Raw genomic sequence first — 22,371 nt, forward strand, 5'->3', positions numbered from 1 at the left:
TTCTGGGTTTGGAGCGGGTCGGGGTCGATGATTCGTTCTTCGAACTCGGCGGGGATTCGCTTTCGGCGATGCGGGTGGTTGCTGCGATCAACGCCGGTCTGGATTCCCACCTTGGGGTGCGCGTCTTGTTCGAGGCGCCGACCATCGCTCAGCTGGCGCCACATATCGGCGCCGGCGCCGGCGGGTTGGAGCCGTTGCGCCCTGCTGTTCGGCCTGCGGTTGTCCCTTTGTCGTTTGCCCAGAGCCGGTTGTGGTTCATCGATCAGTTGCACGGACCGTCACCGATCTACAACATGCCGGTCGCGTTGCGACTGAGCGGAGCTCTCGATGTCGACGCGTTGGGTGCGGCGCTGGCCGATGTGGTGGACCGTCATGAAAGCCTGCGCACTCTGTTTGTGGCGCCCGAGGGGTTGCCGCATCAGGTGGTGATGCCCGCGGAGCGGGCCGACTTCGGCTGGCAGGTTGTTGATGCCACCGGCTGGTCGGCTGGCCGGCTGGATGAGGCCATCGGGGCGGAGGTGCGTCACCCGTTCGACCTGACGACCGAAATCCCTTTGAGAGCCAAACTTTTCACGATCGCCGAAGAAGAATACGTGCTCGTCGCCGCAGCCCACCATATCGCGGCTGATGGTTGGTCGATCACTCCGTTGGTGCGGGATTTGGGTGTGGCGTACGCGGCCCGGTGTGCGGGGCAGGCGCCGGGGTGGGCGCCGTTGGCGGTGCAGTATGTCGATTACACGCTGTGGCAGCGCGCGCAGCTCGGTGATCTCGATGATGTTGGGAGCCGCATCGCCGGGCAGGTGGGGTATTGGGAAGATGCGCTGGCTGGTCTGCCCGAGCGGTTGGAGCTGCCCACCGATCGCCCTTATCCGGCGGAGGCGGATTACCGCGGTGCGAATGTGGTCGTGGACTGGCCGGTCGAGTTGCAGCAACAAGTTGCCCAGATCGCTCGTGAGCACAATGCGACCAGTTTCATGGTGATGCAGGCTGCGTTGGCGGTGTTGCTGTGCAAGGTCAGCGCGAGTTCTGATGTGGCGGTGGGCTTCCCGATCGCCGGGCGGCGTGATCCCGCGCTCGATGAATTGGTGGGTTTCTTCGTCAACACGTTGGTGTTGCGGGTGGATCTGGCTGGGGATCCCACCGTTGCTGAGGTGCTGGCGCAGGTGCGTCAGCGCAGCCTTGCCGCCTACGACCATCAAGATGTGCCCTTCGAGGTGCTCGTCGAGCGGCTCAACCCGACGCGCAGCCGAACCCACCACCCAGTCGTGCAGGTGGTGCTGGCGTGGCAGAACTTCGCCGGACAACGGGACGCCACCGCCGGACTAACCCTAGGTGATGTGGCTGCGGTGCCGTTGTCGGCGGACACTCATACCGCCCGGATGGACTTGTCGTTCTCGTTGGCTGAGCGCTGGACGGCCGCTGGTGAGCCGGCGGGCATTGGTGGGGGGGTGGAGTTCCGCACCGATGTGTTTGATGCGGCCAGTGTCGAGGCGTTGATCGGGCGGTTGCAGCGGGTGTTGGTGGCGATGACCGCCGATCCGGCGCGGCGGTTGTCGTCGGTGGATGTGTTGGATGCTGGTGAGCATGCCCGCCTTCAGGGGTGGGGTAATCGGGCGGTGTTGGCTGCGGACGTCCCTGCGGCGGTGTCGATTCCGGCGGTGTTCGCTGCGCAGGTGGCGCAGACGCCGGAGGCGGCGGCGTTGACGTTTGAGGGTCGCGCGATGACGTATCGCGAGGTTGATGAGGCGTCGAATCGGTTGGCGCATGTGTTGGCTGATCGGGGTGCGGGTCCGGGCCAGTCGGTGGCGGTGTTGGTGGAGCGTTCGGCCCCGGCGGTGGTGGCGATTTTCGCGGTGCTCAAGACCGGGGCGGCGTATCTGCCGATGGATCCGGCGCATCCCTCGGCGCGGATGGAGTTCATGCTCGGCGATGCTGCGCCGGTCGCCGCGCTGACCACCGCGGCGCTGGTTGATCGGCTGGGCGGTTCGGGTCTGCCGATTATCGATATCGATGACCCCGGGATCCAGGGGTATCCGAGCACCGCGTTAGCGCAGCCGGCCCCCGATGAGATCGCCTACATCATTTACACCTCGGGCACCACGGGTGTGCCCAAGGGGGTGGCCATCACTCATCGCAATGTGATCCGGCTGCTGGAGGTGTTGGACGGCGATCTGGATTTGTCGGCGGGGCAGGTGTGGACGCAGTGCCATTCGTTGGCCTTCGACTACTCGGTGTGGGAGATCTTCGGGGCGCTGCTGCACGGCGGGCGGCTGGTGGTGGTGCCTGATGCGGTAGTGCGTTCACCAGAAGAGTTGCACGCGTTGCTGGTTGCTGAGCAGGTCAGTGTGTTGAGTCAGACGCCGTCGGCGTTTTATGCCTTGCAGACCGCTGATGCGCTGGTACCCGAGCGGTCGGGTCAGCTCAAGCTGGAAACGGTGGTGTTCGGCGGGGAAGCCCTTGAGCCGCACCGTCTTCGGAATTGGTTTGATCGTCATCCGGGGTTGCCGCGGATGATCAACATGTATGGCATCACCGAGACGACGGTGCATGCCTCGTTCCGCGAGATCGGCGATAGCGACGTCGACAGTAGTGTCAGTCCGATCGGGGTGCCGCTGGCTCATCTCGGGTTCTTTGTGCTCGACGGGTCGTTGCGTCCGGTGCCGGTGGGGGTGATCGGCGAGTTGTATGTGGCTGGCGCGGGGCTGGCGTGTGGATACTTGCGTCGGTCGGATTTGACGTCGTCGCGGTTTGTGGCGTGTCCGTTCGGCGGGCCGGGAGCGCGGATGTATCGCACTGGGGATTTGGTGCGCTGGGGTGCTGATGGTCAGTTGCGGTATGTCGGGCGTGCTGATGAGCAGGTCAAGATCCGCGGGTATCGCATCGAGTTGGGTGAGGTTCAGGCCGCGCTGTCGGCGATTGGCGGGGTCAAACAAGCGGTCGTGATCGCCCGCGAGGACCGTCCGGGAGACAAGCGCCTGGTGGGGTACATCACCGGCACCGCGGAGGCCTCCACCGCTCGCGCCGAGCTCGCTGAGCGTCTGCCGGCCTACATGGTCCCCGCCGCGGTGATAGCCATCGACACCCTGCCCCTGACCGTCAACGGAAAACTCGACACCCGCGCCCTGCCGGCACCGGAATACCAAGAGGTCGACCACTACCGCGCCCCAGGCAACGCCATCGAGGAAATCCTGGCCGGCATCTACGCCTCGGTCCTTGGGCTCGAACGCGTCGGAGTCGACGACTCGTTCTTCGAACTCGGCGGGGATTCGCTATCGGCAATGCGGCTCATCGCCGCAATCAACACCGCCCTTGATGTCGGTATGGCGGTGCGCACGGTTTTCGAGGCGCCGACGGTCGCCCAGTTGGCACCCCTCATCGGCGCAGGCGGCCGTGGGCTCGGTCCGCTGGTCGCAGGTGAGCGGCCATCGGTGATTCCGCTGTCCTTTTCCCAGACCCGGTTGTGGTTCCTGGATCAATTGCAGGGACCATCAGCCGTCTACAACCTCGCGGTGGCGCTGCGATTGAGCGGCCATCTCGACGCCGACGCGTTGGGTGCGGCTCTGGCCGACGTGGTAGGCCGTCACGAGAGCCTGCGGACGATATTCCCAGCGGTCGAGGGGATGCCGCATCAGTTGGTGGTGCCACCTGAGGGTGCCGACTTTGGTTGGCAGGTCGTCGACGCGACCGGCTGGTCACCTGTTCAGATGGAGGAGGGAATCGGTGACGCGGCGCGCCACCCGTTTGACCTCGCCGCCGAAATACCGTTGCGGGCCACCCTCTTCCGTGTCGCCGATGCCGACCACGTACTGGTGACCGTGGTGCACCACATCGCTGCCGACGGGGTTTCGATGTCACCGCTGGTACGCGATTTGGGTGTGGCATATGCCAGCCGGTCCGCGGGGAGAGCACCGGAGTGGGCGCCGTTGGCGGTGCAGTATGCCGACTACACGCTGTGGCAGCGCGCACAACTGGGTGATTTCAGCGACAACCAGAGCCGCATCGCCGGGCAGCTGGCGTACTGGGAAGATGCGCTGGCCGGAATGCCCGAGCGGCTCCAGCTGCCCATGGATCGCCCCTACCCGCCAATCGCCGACCAGCGCGGCGCCGCCGTACTCGTGGACTGGCCTGCCGAGCTGCAACAGCGAGTCAACGCGGTGGCCCGCGAGCACGATGCGACCAGCTTCATGGTCGTCCAAGCTGCCTTGGCCGTTCTGCTTTCGACACACGGCGCGAGCACCGATGTCGCAGTCGGTTTCCCGATCGCAGGCCGGCGCGACCCCGCGCTCGATGACCTGGTCGGCTTTTTCGTCAACACGCTGGTGCTGCGAGTGGATCTGGCCGGTGCTCCCACCGTCGCTGACCTGTTCGCCCAAGTGCGTCACCGCAGCCTGGCCGCCTACGAGCACCAAGACGTGCCGTTCGAGGTGCTCGTCGAACGACTCAATCCCAGCCGCTCGTTGGCCCATCACCCGCTCACCCAGGTGATGTTGGCGTGGCAGAACCAGCAGGACGACGATCCGATCGCCGGGCTGGCCCTGGGTGAACTGCAGGTTGCGCCGCTGCCGGTGGACCTTCACACCGCCCGCTTGGATCTGGCGTTTTCTTTGGCTGAACGGTGGAACCCGGACGGTGAGCCTGCCGGGATCGGCGGGACCGTGCAGTTCCGCACCGATGTGTTCGACGCGACCACAATCGAGGCGCTGATTGAGCGGTTGCAGCGGGTGCTCGGGACGATGACAGCCGACCCGTCATGTCTGTTGTCGTCTCTGGATGTGCTCGAAGCCGCTGAGCATGCCCGGTTGGATGGGTGGGGTAATCGCGCGATATTGACCGGGGATGTGTCTGCCGCGGTGTCGATTCCGGCGGTCTTCGCTGCGCAGGTGGCGCATGCGCCGGAGGCGGTGGCATTGACCTTTGCGGGCCGTTCGATGTCGTATCGCGAGCTTGATGAGGCGTCGAATCGGTTGGCGCGTTTGTTGGTTGATCGGGGTGCGGGTCCGGGTCAGTGTGTGGCAGTGCTGGTTGAGCGCTCGGCGCAGGCTGTTGTGGCGATTTTGGCGGTGCTCAAATCTGGGGCGGCGTACGTGCCGATGGATCCCACGCACCCGTCGTCGCGGTTGGAGTTCATGCTCGGCGATGCCGCGCCGATCGCCGCGGTGACTACCGAAGCGCTGGCCGGTCGGTTCGATGGGTCCGGGGTGTCGGTCGTCGATGTCGAGGATCCGATGATCGAGACGTATCCCGGCACCGGGCTACCCGCCCGAGCCGCCGATGATATTGCGTATTTGATCTACACGTCGGGTACGACGGGTGTGCCCAAGGGTGTGGCGATCACGCACGGCAATGTGACCCAGCTGCTGGAGTCGCTGGACGCCGGCCTGCCGTCGGCGGGCGTGTGGTCCCAATGCCATTCACTGGCATTCGACGTCTCGGTGTGGGAGATTTTCGGTCCGCTGTTGCGTGGTGGCCGACTCGTAGTGGTGCCCGAGTCGGTGGTCCGCTCACCAGAAGACCTGCACGACTTGTTAGTTCGTGAACAGGTCAGCGTTCTCACCCAGACTCCTTCAGCGGCGGCGGCGATCTCACCTCAAGGTTTGGGATCCATGGCGTTGGTGGTGGCTGGTGAGGCGTGTCCGGCTGAGGTGGTGGATCGGTGGTCGCCGGGTCGGGTGATGATCAATGCCTACGGCCCGACCGAGACGACGATGTGCGTGGCGATCAGTGCGCCGTTGACTGCGGGCTCTGGTGCGCCGCCGATCGGTTCACCAGTGCTCGGGGCGGCGTTGTTCGTGCTGGACGACTGGTTGCGGCCGGTGCCTGCCGGGGTGGTCGGTGAGTTGTATGTGGCCGGTCGCGGTGTAGCGAGTGGGTATGTCGGCCGGTCCGGGTTGACGTCGTCGCGGTTTGTGGCGTGTCCGTTCGGTGGGCCTGGGGCGCGGATGTATCGCACTGGGGATCTGGTGTGTTGGGGTGCTGATGGTCAGTTGCGGTATTTGGGTCGTGCTGATGAGCAGGTCAAGATCCGTGGGTATCGCATTGAGTTGGGGGAGATCCAGGCTGCGCTGACCGGGTTGGACGGGGTGGAGCAGGCGGTGGTGATCGCCCGCGAGGATCGTCCTGGTGATAAGCGGTTGGTGGGGTATGTGACCGGGACTGCTGATGTGGCGGGGATGCGTTCGGCGTTGGCTCAGCGGTTGCCGGGGTATATGGTTCCCGCGGCGGTGGTGGCCATCGATACGTTGCCGTTGACACCGAACGGCAAGCTCGACACCCGCGCCTTACCGGCTCCGGAGTATTCCGTTGGAGCTCACCGCCCGCCGGCCAGCGCGGTTGAGGAGATTCTGGCCGGAATCTTCGCCCACGTGCTCGGGATCGAGCGGGTCGGGGTCGATGACTCGTTCTTCGAACTCGGGGGCGACAGCATTTCGGCGATGCGGGTGGTTGCTGCGATCAACGCCGGTCTGGATTCCGATCTTGGGGTGCGCGTTTTGTTCGAGGCGCCGACGGTGGCGCAACTGGCACCTCGCATCGGCGAAGAGGGCGATGGGCTCGAGCCGTTGGTGGCTGTTGAGCGACCGACGGATATCCCTTTGTCGTTCGCGCAGAGCCGGTTGTGGTTCATCGATCAGTTGCACGGACCGTCACCGATCTACAACATGCCGGTCGCGTTGCGACTGAGCGGAGCTCTCGATGTCGACGCGTTGGGTGCGGCGCTGGCCGATGTGGTGGACCGTCATGAAAGCCTGCGCACTCTGTTTGTGGCGCCCGAGGGGTTGCCGCATCAGGTGGTGATGCCCGCGGAGCGGGCCGACTTCGGCTGGCAGGTTGTTGATGCCACCGGCTGGTCGGCTGGCCGGCTGGATGAGGCCATCGGGGCGGAGGTGCGTCACCCGTTCGACCTGACGACCGAAATCCCTTTGAGAGCCAAACTTTTCACGATCGCCGAAGAAGAATACGTGCTCGTCGCCGCAGCCCACCATATCGCGGCTGATGGTTGGTCGATCACTCCGTTGGTGCGGGATTTGGGTGTGGCGTACGCGGCCCGGTGTGCGGGGCAGGCGCCGGGGTGGGCGCCGTTGGCGGTGCAGTATGTCGATTACACGCTGTGGCAGCGCGCGCAGCTCGGTGATCTCGATGATGTTGGGAGCCGCATCGCCGGGCAGGTGGGGTATTGGGAAGATGCGCTGGCTGGTCTGCCCGAGCGGTTGGAGCTGCCCACCGATCGCCCTTATCCGGCGGAGGCGGATTACCGCGGTGCGAATGTGGTCGTGGACTGGCCGGTCGAGTTGCAGCAACAAGTTGCCCAGATCGCTCGTGAGCACAATGCGACCAGTTTCATGGTGATGCAGGCTGCGTTGGCGGTGTTGCTGTGCAAGGTCAGCGCGAGTTCTGATGTGGCGGTGGGCTTCCCGATCGCCGGGCGGCGTGATCCCGCGCTCGATGAATTGGTGGGTTTCTTCGTCAACACGTTGGTGTTGCGGGTGGATCTGGCTGGGGATCCCACCGTTGCTGAGGTGCTGGCGCAGGTGCGTCAGCGCAGCCTTGCCGCCTACGACCATCAAGATGTGCCCTTCGAGGTGCTCGTCGAGCGGCTCAACCCCACCCGATCGTTGGCGCATCATCCGCTGGTGCAGGTGATGTTGTCGTGGCAGAACTTCGCCGGGCAGGAGGATCGTGTTGGCGGGTTCGTTTTAGGGGATGTGGCGGCGACGCCGCTGTCGGCGGACACTCATACCGCCCGGATGGACCTGTCGTTCTCGTTGGCTGAGCGGTGGACTGCGGCTGGTGAGCCGGCGGGCATTGGTGGGGGGGTGGAGTTCCGCACCGATGTGTTCGACGCGGCCAGTGTTGAGGCGTTGATCGGGCGGTTGCGGCGGGTGTTGGTGGCGATGACCGCCGATCCGGCGCGGCGGTTGTCGTCGGTGGATGTGTTGGATGCTGGTGAGCATGCCCGCCTTCAGGGGTGGGGTAATCGGGCGGTGTTGGCTGCGGACGTCCCTGCGGCGGTGTCGATTCCGGCGGTGTTCGCTGCGCAGGTGGCGCAGACGCCGGAGGCGGCGGCGTTGACGTTTGAGGGTCGCGCGATGACGTATCGCGAGGTTGATGAGGCGTCGAATCGGTTGGCGCATGTGTTGGCTGATCGGGGTGCGGGTCCGGGCCAGTCGGTGGCGGTGTTGGTGGAGCGTTCGGCCCCGGCGGTGGTGGCGATTTTCGCGGTGCTCAAGACCGGGGCGGCGTATCTGCCGATGGATCCGGCGCATCCCTCGGCGCGGATGGAGTTCATGCTCGGCGATGCTGCGCCGGTCGCCGCGCTGACCACCGCGGCGCTGGTTGATCGGCTGGGCGGTTCGGGTCTGCCGATTATCGATATCGATGACCCCGGGATCCAGGGGTATCCGAGCACCGCGTTAGCGCAGCCGGCCCCCGATGAGATCGCCTACATCATTTACACCTCGGGCACCACGGGTGTGCCCAAGGGGGTGGCCATCACTCATCGCAATGTGATCCGGCTGCTGGAGGTGTTGGACGGCGATCTGGATTTGTCGGCGGGGCAGGTGTGGACGCAGTGCCATTCGTTGGCCTTCGACTACTCGGTGTGGGAGATCTTCGGGGCGCTGCTGCACGGCGGGCGGCTGGTGGTGGTGCCTGATGCGGTAGTGCGTTCACCAGAAGAGTTGCACGCGTTGCTGGTTGCTGAGCAGGTCAGTGTGTTGAGTCAGACGCCGTCGGCGTTTTATGCCTTGCAGACCGCTGATGCGCTGGTACCCGAGCGGTCGGGTCAGCTCAAGCTGGAAACGGTGGTGTTCGGCGGGGAAGCCCTTGAGCCGCACCGTCTTCGGAATTGGTTTGATCGTCATCCGGGGTTGCCGCGGATGATCAACATGTATGGCATCACCGAGACGACGGTGCATGCCTCGTTCCGCGAGATCGGCGATAGCGACGTCGACAGTAGTGTCAGTCCGATCGGGGTGCCGCTGGCTCATCTCGGGTTCTTTGTGCTCGACGGGTCGTTGCGTCCGGTGCCGGTGGGGGTGATCGGCGAGTTGTATGTGGCTGGCGCGGGGCTGGCGTGTGGATACTTGCGTCGGTCGGATTTGACGTCGTCGCGGTTTGTGGCGTGTCCGTTCGGCGGGCCGGGAGCGCGGATGTATCGCACTGGGGATTTGGTGCGCTGGGGTGCTGATGGTCAGTTGCGGTATGTCGGGCGTGCTGATGAGCAGGTCAAGATCCGCGGGTATCGCATCGAGTTGGGTGAGGTTCAGGCCGCGCTGTCGGCGATTGGCGGGGTCAAACAAGCGGTCGTGATCGCCCGCGAGGACCGTCCGGGAGACAAGCGCCTGGTGGGGTACATCACCGGCACCGCGGAGGCCTCCACCGCTCGCGCCGAGCTCGCTGAGCGTCTGCCGGCCTACATGGTCCCCGCTTCGGTGATGGCCATCGATACCCTGCCGTTGACCGTCAACGGAAAACTCGACACCCGCGCCCTGCCCGCACCGGAGTACCAAGAGGTCGACCACTACCGCGCCCCGGGCAACGCCATCGAGGAAATCCTGGCCGGTGTCTATGCCCAGGTGCTCGGGCTCGAACGAGTCGGGGTCGACGACTCATTCTTCGAACTCGGCGGAGACAGCATCTTGTCGATGCAGGTGGTATCGCGAGCCGGTCCGGCCGGGGTTCGGTTCAGAGCGCGAGATGTTTTCGTCGAACAGACTGTCTCGCGGTTGGCCCGGGTTGCGCAGCTCGTGCCGGTGCTCGCGTCTATAAGCGGTGCGCGTGAGCGGATTGACGAGGATGTCGAGCAGGTGCTGGCGACGCCGATTATGCGTTGGCTGCGGAGTGTGGATGGCTCGGTCGATCAGTTCAATCAGACGATGGTGGTGCAGGCGCCCGATGGGGTGACCGAAGCCGATGTGGTGGTGGTGTTGCAGGCCATGCTAAATCGGCATGCCATGTTGCGGGCCCGCGTCCATGACGATAGCGCCAAGGGATGGTCGTTGACGGTGGCCGAGGTCGGTTCGGTGCATGCCGGCGGGTGCCTGCAGGCGGTCGATGTGTTGTCCGATGCGGCGGTTGTCGAAGCTCGGTCACGGTTGAACCCAGCGGCCGGCGCGATGGTCAGCGCCGTATGGGCCTCCTCCAACAACCAGTTGGCTTTGGTCGTTCACCATCTGGCGGTCGACGGGGTGTCTTGGCGAATCTTGTTGGAAGACTTGAATATTGCCTGGGCTCAACATCGGAGCGGGCAGCCGGTCGCACTGTCGGCGGGTGGGACGTCGTTCGCCAGGTGGGCGGCACTGCTCGCAGAACATGCGCAGGATCCGGAAGTGGTGGAGCAAGCCGAGGTGTGGCGGCGGGTGGCCGCGACACCTGCGGCGTTGCCGGCCGTCGAACCTGCGGTGGATACCTTCGCCCATGCTGCGCACCTGTCGGCAGAGCTCGATGCCGAGACGACCCGCATGCTGCTTGGAGAGGTGCCGGCGGCGTTTCATGCGGGGGTGCAAGACGTTCTGTTGATCGCTTTTGGATTGGCGCTGTCGGAGTTCTTGAAGAATCGTGGCGCACCCATCGGTATCGATGTCGAGGGCCATGGGCGCGCGGACGACCTGGCCGACGATTTGGACTTGTCCCGCACAGTGGGCTGGTTCACGACCAAGTATCCGGTGGCGATGACCGTCGGTGGACTGTCGTGGACACAGGTCATCGCCGGTGATGCGGTGCTGGGCGCTGTCATCAAGGACGTAAAAGAGCAGCTGCGCGCTCTGCCCGACGGCCTCACCTATGGTGTGCTGCGCTACCTGAACCCCGATGTCGAACTAGACGGGCCCGATCCGCAGATCGGATTCAATTACCTGGGGCGGCTCGGCGCTGCTGCCGGTGAACTTTCCGATGAGTTCTGGCGGGTAACCCCCGACGCCGGGGCGGTTGCCAGCGCTGCGCTGGCTATACCCCTGGCGCTTCCACACACCATTGACCTCAACGCCAGCACCGCCGACACCTTCTCTGGGCCGCATTTACAGGCCAATTGGACGTGGGCACCCTCTGCGGTTGAAGAGGAACAGGTCAGTCGGTTGAGTCGCTTGTGGTTCGAGGCGCTGGTCGGCATCTGCGCGCACGTACGCCGCGGCGGTGGCGGTTTCACCCCGTCCGACATCGCGCCGGCCCGGCTGAGTCAACAGCAGATCGACGCACTCGAGCGGCGAAACAGGATCGCCGACGTACTGCCGCTGACCCCGCTGCAGCAGGGGCTGCTCTTTCACGCGAGCGTTGCCCACGGATCGGGCGACGATGTGTACGCGGTTCAGCTCGACATCACGGTGAACGGCGCACTCGACGGGAACCGGCTGAGGGACGCAGTGCACACGGTGGTCAACCGCCATCCCCACCTGGCGGCCCGATTCAGCGACCAGTTTGACGAGCCGGTGCAGATCATCCCGACCGATCCCGAGACACCCTGGAAGTTTGTCGACCTGAGCGCCGGCGTGATCGATATCGACGAGCAGATCCAACAGCTCTGCGCCGACGAACGCGCGGCGGTCTGCGACCTTGCCGAACAGCCCGCCTTCAGGGCGGCATTGATCCGCACCGCACCAGATCGGCACCGGATCGTGCTCACCAATCACCACATCTTGATGGACGGCTGGTCGCTCTCGATCCTGCTGCAGGAAGTCTTCGCCAGCTATATCGGGCACCGGCTCCCCGCAGCCGTGTCGTATCGCCGGTTTGTCGGCTGGCTGGCGGACCGGGACCGCGGCGCTGCCGAGGCGGCGTGGCGCGAGGTGTTGGCCGGCTTCGAAACACCGACTTTGGTGGGTCCGCTGGATCGCCTAGGGGTCGGCCCGCGAGACTTCACGTCGTTCCGGGTTCCGGAAGCGACGACACAGGCACTTGGCGAGCTGGCGCGCTCGCACCACACCACCGTCAACACTGTGTTGCAGGCTGCGTTCGCGCAGCTGCTGTGCTCGCTGACCGGTCAGCGCGATGTCGCGTTCGGCGCCGTGGTCTCGGGTAGGCCGGCCGAAGTGATCGGCGCGGACTCGATCGTGGGGCTGTTGATCAACACTGTGCCGGTGCGGGCGCGCATCACATCGGCGACAACGGCCGCCGACCTGCTCGAGCAGCTGCAAACCGCACACAACCACACGCTCGAACACCAGCACCTGGCGCTCAGCGACATTCATCGCATCGCCGGTCAGGACAGACTGTTCGACACGGTTTTCGTGTATGAGAACTACCCGACCGGTGCCGCCGCGGCGGGGAGCCTCGACGAGTTGGTCATCGCCGAAGTCTTCAACCGCGACTACTACCACTACCCGCTCACGATCCAAGCGGTGCCTGGACGCGAACTGGACCTTCGCATCCAGTTCCGCACTGATCTTTTCGATGTAGCCGCGATCGATGCGCTGATCGAAAAGTTCAAGCAGGTGCTGGTGACCATGGCCGCCGATCCCACACAGCCGTTGGCGACGAGCGAAGATGAGCTCGCTCGGCTGGACGGGCAAAACGGCCGAGCGGTCTCCCAGCCGGTGGTGCCGACGCCCGCATCCGACCACCACGACGCCGTTGACGATTCTCGCGCCCCCGCCACCTTGGTCGAGCAGATCCTGGTCGGTATCTACGCTCAGGTGCTGGATCTCGACCGCGTTGGCCTCCAGGAGTCGTTCTTCGACCTGGGCGGGGATTCGCTGTCCGCGATGCGCGCCATCTCAGCGATCAACAATGCACTTGGTGTCCGATTGACGGTGACTGCGCTATTCGACGCGCCGTCGGTTGGTGGCTTGAGTCGGTTGCTGGGCGACATGCCACCTCGGTGAGACGGTGTGCGCGGCTGCTACCAGAGTGCAGGCACGAGCCGATAGCGAACCTTCTCTGTGTACTCGCGGTATCCGTCTAACTCTTGGCGGAGGAGTTTCTCCTCGTCGCGGATGCGGAAGGCCAGTACTATCACCCCGGGTATGACGAAGATGAGGCCCCAGTAGGAGCCGAGCGCAAGCGGGATACCGACCATCATGATCACATTGCCGGTGTACATGGGGTGTCGCACCATTCCATAGAATCCGGTGGAGATGACCTTCTGCCCGGCCTCGACTCGGACCGTGGCGGCCGCATGGCTGTTCTGAATGACCACCAGCATCATCACACTTAGGCCGACAGCCACCAGAACGTCGCCGATCAAGCACAGCGCCGTGGGTACTGACGACCAGCCAAAGCGGTGGTCGAGGGCGCTGACAGCCAACATCGCTGCGAGCGACAGCCATGAGCTCCCCATAACGATCTTCTGGGTGGTTCGAGTCTCCGCAGTGGGTCCACCACGCATCCGCCGCTCTAGCGCAACGGGATTCGTGCGCATCAAGTAAATGCTGGGAACCCACCCCGAAACCGCGAACACCACCAGGAAAACCCACGCTTGCCAGTAGTCGAATGTGCCTGCCGCCAAGAACAAGATCAACCCGAACACCACAGGCTCAACGAGTCCGAGTGCCAACATCTTGGGCACGTTATTCACGCATCCTCCTTGACGTTCGTCCGGTACCGCAACTCAATAGCGCACGTCGGGAGCGGGCAGCCGGTACTCCCGGCCAAAACTACCGCTGCCTACCCAGAAGATGTGCGCGAACCCCCTGCGCACGCGTTGCCCGGGCGCTGAGAAAAGCATGCTCGATATTATCGACCGGTCCTGTCATCGAAGGTCTGCACTGTATGGAGCGAAATCACATGACGTCACATGTCGAGCAGCTGGAGTTTCAGGCGGAGGCCCGCCAACTGCTGGATTTGATGATCCACTCGGTCTACTCCAACAAGGACTCGTTCCTGCGCGAGTTGATCTCGAACGCGTCCGATGCACTCGACAAGCTGCGGCTGGAAGCGCTGCGTAACAAGGAACTGGACGTCGACGCCTCCGACCTCCACATCGCGATCGAAGCGGACAAGGATGCGCGGATTCTCGTCGTTCGCGACAACGGCATAGGCATGACGCGCGACGAGGTGGTGGATCTGATCGGCACTCTGGCCAAGTCAGGTACCGCCGAGCTGCGTCAAAAGCTGCGTGAGGCAAAGAACGCCGCTGCGTCCGAGGATCTGATCGGTCAGTTCGGCATCGGCTTCTATTCGACGTTCATGGTTGCCGACAAGGTCGAGTTGCTGACGCGCAAGGCAGGCGAAAGTGGCGCCACCCGCTGGGTGTCGAGCGGAGACGGTACCTACACCGTCGAATCTGTCGGTGATGCTCCGCAAGGCACGTCGATCAGCCTGCACCTCAAGCCCGAAGACGCGGAGGACGAGCTGCACGACTACACATCGGAGTGGAAGATCAGGGAGCTGGTGAAGAAGTATTCCGACTTCATCGCCTGGCCTATCCGGATGCAGGTCGAACGACGTGCTCCGGCCACCGAGGATGGTGGCGACGAACAGCTCACCGTCGAAACGCAGACACTCAACTCCATGAAGGCGCTGTGGGCCAAAGGCAAAGACGAGGTCTCCGAGGACGAGTACAAGGAGTTCTACAAGCACATTGCGCACGCATGGGACGACCCGCTCGAGGTGATCCCGATGAAGGCCGAAGGGACCTTCGAGTACCGAGCGCTCTTGTTCATTCCGTCGAATGCTCCGTTCGACATGTTCACTCGGGACGCCAGGACCGGCATACAGCTGTACGTAAAACGCGTGTTCGTCATGGCTGACTGTGACGAACTCCTGCCCAGACATCTGCGTTTCGTCAAAGGGGTCGTCGATGCAGAGGACATGTCGCTCAACGTCTCCCGTGAGATGCTGCAGCAGGATCGGCAGGTGTCTGCAATCCGTCGCAGGCTGACCAAGAAAGTTCTGTCGACGATCAAGACCATGCAGTCCGAGCGCCCGCAGGACTATGCCACGTTGTGGACGCAATTCGGCGCGGTCCTCAAAGAAGGTCTGATGTCGGACTTCGACAACCAGGAAACCCTTCTGAATATCTCGTCTTTCGCCTCGACACAAAGCGACGAGGCACTCACGACATTGGCCCAGTATGTCGAGCGAATGAAGGACGGTCAGGAGCAGATCTTCTACGCCACGGGACAGTCGCGTGAGCAGCTTGTGAAGTCGCCGCATCTCGAGGCGTTCAAAGCCAAAGGCTATGAGGTGCTGCTGCTCACCGACCCGGTCGACGAGGTCTGGGTGGGATCGGTGACCGAATTCGATGGCAAACCGTTGCAATCGGTCGCCAAAGGCGACGTCGACCTCGACTCCGAGGATGAAAAGGCGGCGCACGAAGCCGAGCGCCAGGAGCAGGAGCAAGATTTTGCCGAGCTGTTGACCTGGCTGAAGGAGACTTTGGGCGAGTACGTCAAGGAAGTGCGGTTGTCGACGCGCCTGACCGAGTCACCTGCCTGTCTGATCACCGACGCCTACGGCATGACACCGGCCCTCGCACGCATGTACCGGTCGTCCGGACAAGCGGTTCCGGTGGGGAAGCGGATTCTCGAACTCAACCCGAAGCATCCACTCGTCGTAGGGCTGCAGCAGGCGCACAAAAGCGGCGGCGATGCCCAATTGCAGCAACTCGCCGATACTGCTGAACTGCTCTACGGCACAGCACTTCTCGCCGAAGGCGACATGCCAGACGATCCGGCGAAGTTCGCCGGATTGCTTGCAGATCAGTTGGCTCGTACCGTGTAGCTGCGCTGCCCGCCAGTTGGCGACCGTGCGCGTTCACAGCAAACCTGCATACATTAGCTTTGGTGATCACGAACCGTATCGACTTTGACGGTTCTCCAAACACCAAGGCTATGAGGGTGGCAATGAACTCGTTGGCAACGGCTTTAGCCAACCGGCTATCAAGCAGTGGCCAATTCTTGGCCGTCCTGGTTGACGGGCAGCGGACCCGTCATCCATGGCCGGAGGTGCACGCGCGGTCCCAGAACGTCGCGGAATGGCTGCTGAACGACGATGTCGCCGCGGACGGCCTGAACGGTGAACCCACGGTCGAGTTCATCTCCGCGATTCTGGGCGCCTTCCAGGCCGGCGCGGCCGTCTCGATCACCCACGGGCCGGTCCGCGGCGCCGACACCGATCAATGGGCGCGCACGACGCTCGGCAGGTTTGCGGGCATGGGTGTCAGCCACGTGCTCAGCCACGGCGCCCACCTCGAGCAGCTGTCGGCCTCCGAGGGGCCGCTCGTCGTCAAGGAACTCGACTCCGTCGCACCCGCGGGTCGATCGACGACGTTCGTACCGCCTGACCGCCTCGCCCCGGTGGCGATCCTGCAGGGCACTGCGGGGTCGACGGGAGTTCCGCGGACGGTACAGCTTTCGCCGGACGCCGTGCTGGCCAACCTGAGCGGGCTCAACGCCCGCATCGGGGTGTCCACAGCCGACGTCGGATGCTCCTGGTTGCCGCTGTATCACGACATGGGGCTGAGCTTGCTTCTCGCAGGGGCGTTGGCGGGCACAGCCGTCTGGCAGGCGCCGACGACGGCGTTTCAGGCGTCGCCGTTCCGATGGCTGAATTGGCTCACCGAGAGCGGGGCGTCCATCACGGCAGCGCCGAACATGGCCTACGGCATGATCGGCAAGTATTCGCGCCGTGTCACCGACGTCGACCTGAGCGCCATGCGGTTCGCGCTCAACGGCGGTGAACCCGTCGACTGCGAACTCACCGCGCGCTTCGCCACCGAGATGGCCCGCTTCGGTTTCGACGCCGGCGCACTGGCGCCGTCCTACGGGTTGGCCGAATCCACCTGTGCAGTAACGGTTCCCGAACCGGGATGTGGCCTTACTGCCGACGAGTCGGGCAACGCGGTGCTCGGCGAGCCGATCCCGGGGATGTCGGTGTGCATCAAATCGGGCGACGAGACGACGACGCAGGACGCCGGGCACGAGGTTGGCGAGGTCATGATTCGCGGCACGTCGATGATGTCGGGCTACATCGGTGACGCCACATTGGGCGCCGACGAATGGTTCGCGACCGGGGATCTGGGTTACCTCGTCGACGGTGCGCTGGTGGTGTGCGGGCGCGCCAAGGAACTCATCACCGTCGCGGGCCGCAACATCTTCCCCGCCGAGGTGGAGCAGGTGGCCGCGACGGTCCCTGGGGTGCGCGAGGGCGCCGTCGTCGCGATTGGTTTCGGAGAGCGGTCGATACGTGCGGGCGTCATTATCGTCGCGGAGTTCCGAGGATCCAACGAGGCGGACCTTCGCGCCCAAGTCGTGCAGCGCGTCGCATCCGAGTGCGGTGTCGTGCCGTCGGATGTCGTCTTCGTCCGCCCCGGCTCGCTGCCGAGGACGACGTCGGGCAAGCTGCCGAGGACGACGTCGGGCAAGCTGCGTCGACTGGAGGTCAAGCGCGGCCTGGAGGCCGGCGAGTTCGGGTGACAGGATGACGCGCGTGGCCGAGCGTGTCAGATTTCCAAGCACCACGGGCCCCGTTTTGGCGGGGCTCGTCGATCTTCCCGAGGGCGACCTGCGCGGATGGGCTGTCTTCGCGCACGGCTTCACTCTCGGCAAGGACAGTCCCGCCGCCAGCCGGATCTGCAAGCAGCTCGCCAGCGAGGGCATCGGTGTGCTCCGTTTCGACAACCTCGGCCTCGGCGATTCCGAGGGGGACTGGGGTGACGGTTCGTTCTCGCACAAGGTCGACGACACCGTTCGCGCGGTCGAGTTCATGAACGAGTCGGGTCGCGAGGTTCGGCTGCTCGTCGGCCACTCCTTCGGCGGCTCGGCGGTGATCGCGGCCGCGCACGAATGCCCGACCGTGGCGGCGGTCGCGAGTGTCGGCGCGCCGTACGAGCCCGGACACGTCGAAAAGAACTACGACGCGCTGGTGGCGCGGATCGAGGCCGACGGTGAGGCGCCGTTCTTGGCCGGCGGAAAGGCGCTCACGCTCAAGCGGCACTTCATCGAAGACGTTCGCAATGCCGATCTTCGCGAGCAGATCCGGACCCTGCGCCGGGCGCTGCTTGTCATGCATTCGCCCACCGACAACACCGTCGGCATCGCCAACGCCAGCGAGATCTTCCGCGCGGCCAGGCATCCCCGCAGCTTCGTCTCGCTCGAAGGGGCCGACCACCTGCTCACCGGCAAGAACCAGGCGGCGCGAGCCGCCAAGATCATCAGCGCCTGGGCCGACCCCTACCTCTGACGGACGAGGCGGCACTCGACGCCGAAGTGGTCGGAGGGAAACACCCGCGGCAGCTCAGGGGAGATCGGTTGCGTTCCAAGCAATTCGATACCGGCTGCGCGCCAGCGGGTTCCCTTGAGAAGCACGCGGTCGAACCGCACGTGTCGCTTCTTGTTCCGAGCGTCGAAGCGCATCAGATTGATCGATGTGTTCTCGGTATAGCCGGGGTCTGCTGGCCGCAGCGCGGGCCACACGTCGCAGAACGGCGCGGCGATCCGTTCGTTTTCTGCGTCGCGCATGTTGAAGTCGCCGAGCACCACGGCATTTTCGGCGGTCCGCAGCGCACGAAAGATCCTGCGCAACTGCCACCCGCGTAGCCGTGCCGAGGACTTGCCGCTGTCCAGGTGCACACAGCAGACGATCTGCCGGGCGCCGTCGAGGGCCAGCTCCGCTTCGAGGAATCCGCGCGTCTGGCGCGTCGGCAGCTGCGAGTACGTGGCCCGCACGATGGGCACCCGCGACAGCATCAGCATTCCGTAGTTGCCGGTGCCACCGTCGACCACCGACGCGGTCAGATACGCCTCGCGTATCCACGCCTGTTCGAGGAAGATGTCAAGCGCCACCGGCGTGACCTCCTGCAGGACAACGACATCGGGCATGCGCTCACCCAGCAGATCGGCGATCGCGTGGTAGCGCTGCTGTGCGTGGTAGTCGTCGAACCAGATGTTGAATGTCGCGACGGTCAACTCGTCGCGGTCGGTGGCCGGTACGTCATCGACATCCACCCACGCAGCTGTCGCCGCATCGAAACGCCGGACCGTGACGCGGCGTCGCCGCCGAAGCAGCCTCACCGCAGCTTGACGACGACTTTGCCCTTGGCGCTGCGGTCTTCCAGCGACGCGATTGCATCGGCTGCGCGCTCGAGCGGATAGATCTCGGGGGTGGGCGCGGAAACCTTGCCCGACGCCAGCAGCGGTTCGAGTTCGGCCCACTGTTCGAGCAGATAGCCCGGATGCGTGCCTGCCCAGGCGCCCCAACCGACACCGACCGCGTCGACGTTGTTGAGCAGCAGCCGGTTGACCTTGACCTCGGGGATCGAGCCGCCGGTGAATCCGACCACGAGCAGGCGCCCGCCCGGCGCCAGCGAACGCAGCGAATCGGTGAACCGGTCGCCGCCGACCGGGTCGACGACGATGTCGACGCCGCGGCCCGCGGTGAGTTCTTTGACCGCATCCTTGAACCCATCGGCGAGTATGACGTCGGAGGCACCGGCCGCCTCGGCGACCGCGATCTTGTCCTCTGTGCTGACCACCGCGATGGTGCGCGACGCGCCCCACGCCGGTGCCAGCCGCAGCGTCGACGTCCCGATACCGCCCGCCGCACCGTGCACAAGCACGGTCTCACCCTCGGTGAGGCGGCCCCTGGTGAGCAACGCGTGATGCATGGTGAGGTCGTTGAAGAGCAGGCCGGCGCCGGCCTCGAACGACACGGAGTCGGGCAGCTTGAACACCCGATCCGGTGCCAGCGCAACGACTTCGGCCATCGCCCCGCACAGCATTGTCAGGCCGCACACCCGATCGCCCGCGGAGACGTGTGCGCCGTCAGGTGCGCTGCGCACCACGCCGGCGATCTCGGCGCCGGGGGTGTAGGGCATCTCGGGCTTGTACTGGTAGAGCCCGCGTGACTGCAGCGCATCGGGGAAGGCCACCCCGGCGGCGTGTACCTCGATCAGGACAGCGCCGTCGCCGGACGGTTCGTCGATCTCGACGAGCTTCGCGGCTTGCGGTCCGTCCAGGCTGGCTATCTGTATCGCGCGCATCGTGGCCTTTCATTCGTCGACGCCATCATTTAACTCCTGCGGCAACTCTGACCAACCGACCGGTAGGCTGATGAACCCGGCAATGTTGCCGAGCGCGAGGGGAGCACCCATGGCGGTAGGTCAACGAGGCCGATCGCGGGCGAGAAGGTTCGCCGCGGCCGAGGCGTTGGGCCGCGGACGCAGCGTCGGCGTGCGTTCCAAGGACGGTATCCGGCTGCACGCCGAGGTCTTCGGGCCCGAGGACGGTTACCCCGTAGTGCTGGCTCACGGCATCACCTGCGCCCTTCGCGTGTGGGCCTACCAGATCGCTGACCTGGCCAAGGATCACCGCGTCATCGCCTTCGATCACCGCGGCCACGGCCGCAGCGCAATACCCGCCAGGCGCAGCGGCTACAGCCTGGACTGCCTGGCCGGCGACGTCGACGCCGTGCTCGAGGCAACGTTGAAACCGGGGGAGCGCGCCGTCATCGCGGGGCATTCGATGGGCGGCATCGCGATCTCGTCGTGGGCGGAGCGTTATCCGGACGAGGTGGCAGAGCGCGTCGACGCCGCCGCTTTGATCAACACGACCACCGGCGACCTGCTGCGTCATGTGAACTTTCTGCCGGTGCCACCCCCGTTGGCCGCCGCCCGCGTCCTCACTGCGGGCACATTGCTCAAGACGTTCGGCGAGGCGCCGCTGCTGCGAGTGGCTACGCGCACGAGCCGACGATTCGTGTCTTCCCTGGCGGTCGGCCGCGACGCCGATCCTGCGATCGCGGAGTTCATCTACGAACTGTTCACCGCGACCCCGCCCGCCGGACGAGGCGGTTGGGCCCGCACGCTCGTCGACCAACTCGGACCGCAACACATCGGGTTGACGAACCTGTCGGTGCCGACCTTGGTGATCGGCAGCGAGCAGGATCGGCTGCTGCCGATGGTGTCGTCGCGCCGAATCGCCAAGGAGGTGCCGAATCTCGCGCAGTTCGTCGAACTGTCCGGCGGTCACTGCGCGATCCTCGAGCGTCCAGATGCGGTCAACAAACACCTGCGCTGGCTCATCGACTCGGTCGCCGAGGAACGCCGGGTCAGCTCCTAGCCGACAGTTCCCGGTCCACCTCGTCGGCCGCGCGCTGACCGGAGCGGATCGCACCGTCGAGGAAGCCCGTCCACGTGTCGGCGGTTTCCGTTCCGGCCCAGTGGATGCCGTCGACCGGCCTACGCAACCACGGCCCGTACGTCGTCCACGAGCCCGGCGGCACCGCTGCGGTCGGGCCGCCCGGCGCGAATTGCTCTGCGCTCCAGCAGTGATCGAGGTAGTCGATGGGGTGCAGCGCGGCATCACCGAACAACGCCGCGAATCCGGTCAGCGCGCGGTCGCGTCGGTCGGCGGGGGGCAGCGGGTCGAACGTCCGCGAGTCGGTGAATCCCAGTAGGACGCCGGGACCTTGAACATCGGAGTCGCCGGGGCTGACGTCGAACGTGATGAAGACCGGGCCCTCGTCGGACAAGGCCTCGCCCGAACAGCCGTTGGCACGCCAGAACGGCGTCTCGTAGGCGGCGTACGCCTTGCTCAGGTTGCCCTGCGGCCAGTGCTGTGCGAGCTTGCCGTACTCGGGCGGCAGCTCCGGTAGGAACGCGATGCCTTTGCGATGCTCCGGCGGAATGGCCACGATGACGGCCTTCGCGGTGACCGTCCCCTTGTCCGAGGTGACTGCCAACGTGCCGTCGGTCTGGCGTTCGATTGTGCGCACCGCGGCGTCCAGCACCACACGCGGACCCAGCTCTTCTGCCATCCGGATCGCGATCTGCTGCGTGCCGCCGGGGAAGCGGTCCTGCTGTGCACCGCCCTCGACGTCGAGCATCCGGCCGAGACCGCCCGCGGCCTTGACATAGCGCACGGCGTGCAGCATCGACACCGCATCGGGCTCGCACCCCCACGTCACCCTGGCCATGATCGTCATCAGGTCCCTGGTCCCGGCGCTGGCGTGCACGTATCGCAGCCACTGGTCCAGCGTCTTCGAGTCGAGGATGTCGGCGATCGGCGACGTCCACGGTTCGTCCACCGGCACCCGCCGGCACACCCGCTCGAACCGCCACTGGATACGGGAAACGTCGAGTAGCTCGAGGATGGACAGCCTCGGAATCGTGCTGCGGTAGGCGCGGACCTTGCCGCGCCACCGGATGAGGTTCTTTCCGCGGCTGTGGGTCGGCACCGTCTGGCACCCCAGCTCGTCGGCCATCGCGATGACCGCGTCCTGGGTCGGGCCGACGAAAGTGCCGCCCAGGTCGACGGGGACGCCGGCGATGGTCGCCGTCGACGATCGGCCGCCGACGCGGTCGCGGCCTTCGAGCACCACGACGTCGCGGCCGCGTTTGTCCAGTTCGCGCGCGGCCGCCAAGCCTGCGAACCCGGCACCGACGACGACGACGTCGGCATTCGTCGGGATGGTCACGCCACTAGGCTCTCACGCTGTGAAGAT

General features: G+C 65.1%; 9 protein-coding genes. 5 read left to right on the top strand and 4 right to left on the bottom strand.

The features are described from left to right. Positions 1–12,812, top strand: a 12,812-nt coding sequence (locus M1248_RS24865) for a non-ribosomal peptide synthetase (RefSeq protein WP_317150033.1), incomplete at its 5' end; no start/stop codon positions are given. Positions 12,813–12,829: 17 nt separating this feature from the next. Here the strand turns inward: M1248_RS24865 and M1248_RS24870 are convergent. Beyond that, positions 12,830–13,504, bottom strand: a complete 675-nt coding sequence (locus M1248_RS24870) for an isoprenylcysteine carboxylmethyltransferase family protein (protein WP_317150034.1) — start codon at positions 13,502–13,504, stop codon at positions 12,830–12,832. Positions 13,505–13,713: 209 nt separating this feature from the next. Between M1248_RS24870 and htpG the strand changes: the two genes are divergently transcribed. The 3 genes from htpG to M1248_RS24885 all read left to right on the top strand — a co-directional run bounded on the left by htpG (position 13,714) and on the right by M1248_RS24885 (position 18,111). After that, on the top strand, positions 13,714–15,651 hold the full coding sequence (gene htpG / locus M1248_RS24875) for a molecular chaperone HtpG (RefSeq protein WP_317150078.1): 1,938 nt from the start codon (positions 13,714–13,716) through the stop codon (positions 15,649–15,651). A 122-nt stretch (positions 15,652–15,773) separates the two neighbouring features. Further along, on the top strand, positions 15,774–17,345 hold the full coding sequence (gene mbtM / locus M1248_RS24880) for a long-chain-fatty acid--ACP ligase MbtM (protein WP_317150035.1): 1,572 nt from the start codon (positions 15,774–15,776) through the stop codon (positions 17,343–17,345). 13 nt (positions 17,346–17,358) lie between these two features. Beyond that, positions 17,359–18,111, top strand: a complete 753-nt coding sequence (locus M1248_RS24885; RefSeq protein ID WP_163736483.1) for an alpha/beta hydrolase family protein — start codon at positions 17,359–17,361, stop codon at positions 18,109–18,111. On the opposite strand, the gene M1248_RS24890 is transcribed toward M1248_RS24885, so the two are convergent. Both M1248_RS24890 and M1248_RS24895 read right to left on the bottom strand, forming a co-directional pair. Then, on the bottom strand, positions 18,102–18,875 hold the full coding sequence (locus M1248_RS24890; protein WP_232076418.1) for an endonuclease/exonuclease/phosphatase family protein: 774 nt from the start codon (positions 18,873–18,875) through the stop codon (positions 18,102–18,104). The two genes, M1248_RS24885 and M1248_RS24890, sit on opposite strands and share 10 nt — an antisense overlap. A gap of 62 nt (positions 18,876–18,937) precedes the next feature. Beyond that, positions 18,938–19,909, bottom strand: coding sequence for an NADPH:quinone oxidoreductase family protein (locus M1248_RS24895; RefSeq protein WP_163736489.1), 972 nt, complete (start codon positions 19,907–19,909; stop codon positions 18,938–18,940). Between the two features lie 109 nt (positions 19,910–20,018). On the opposite strand from M1248_RS24895, the gene M1248_RS24900 reads away from it, so the two are divergent. After that, entirely contained in the window at positions 20,019–20,987 is a 969-nt protein-coding gene (locus M1248_RS24900) for an alpha/beta hydrolase (protein ID WP_317150036.1), read from the top strand. Here the strand turns inward: M1248_RS24900 and M1248_RS24905 are convergent. After that, a complete protein-coding gene (locus M1248_RS24905) occupies positions 20,977–22,344 on the bottom strand; it encodes a flavin monoamine oxidase family protein (RefSeq protein WP_317150037.1) in 1,368 nt (455 codons plus the stop codon). The two genes, M1248_RS24900 and M1248_RS24905, sit on opposite strands and share 11 nt — an antisense overlap. Between the last annotated feature and the right edge of the window lie 27 nt (positions 22,345–22,371).

This window comes from Mycobacterium sp. 29Ha (assembly GCF_032883055.1).
Classification (GTDB): Bacteria; Actinomycetota; Actinomycetes; order Mycobacteriales; family Mycobacteriaceae; genus Mycobacterium; species Mycobacterium gallinarum.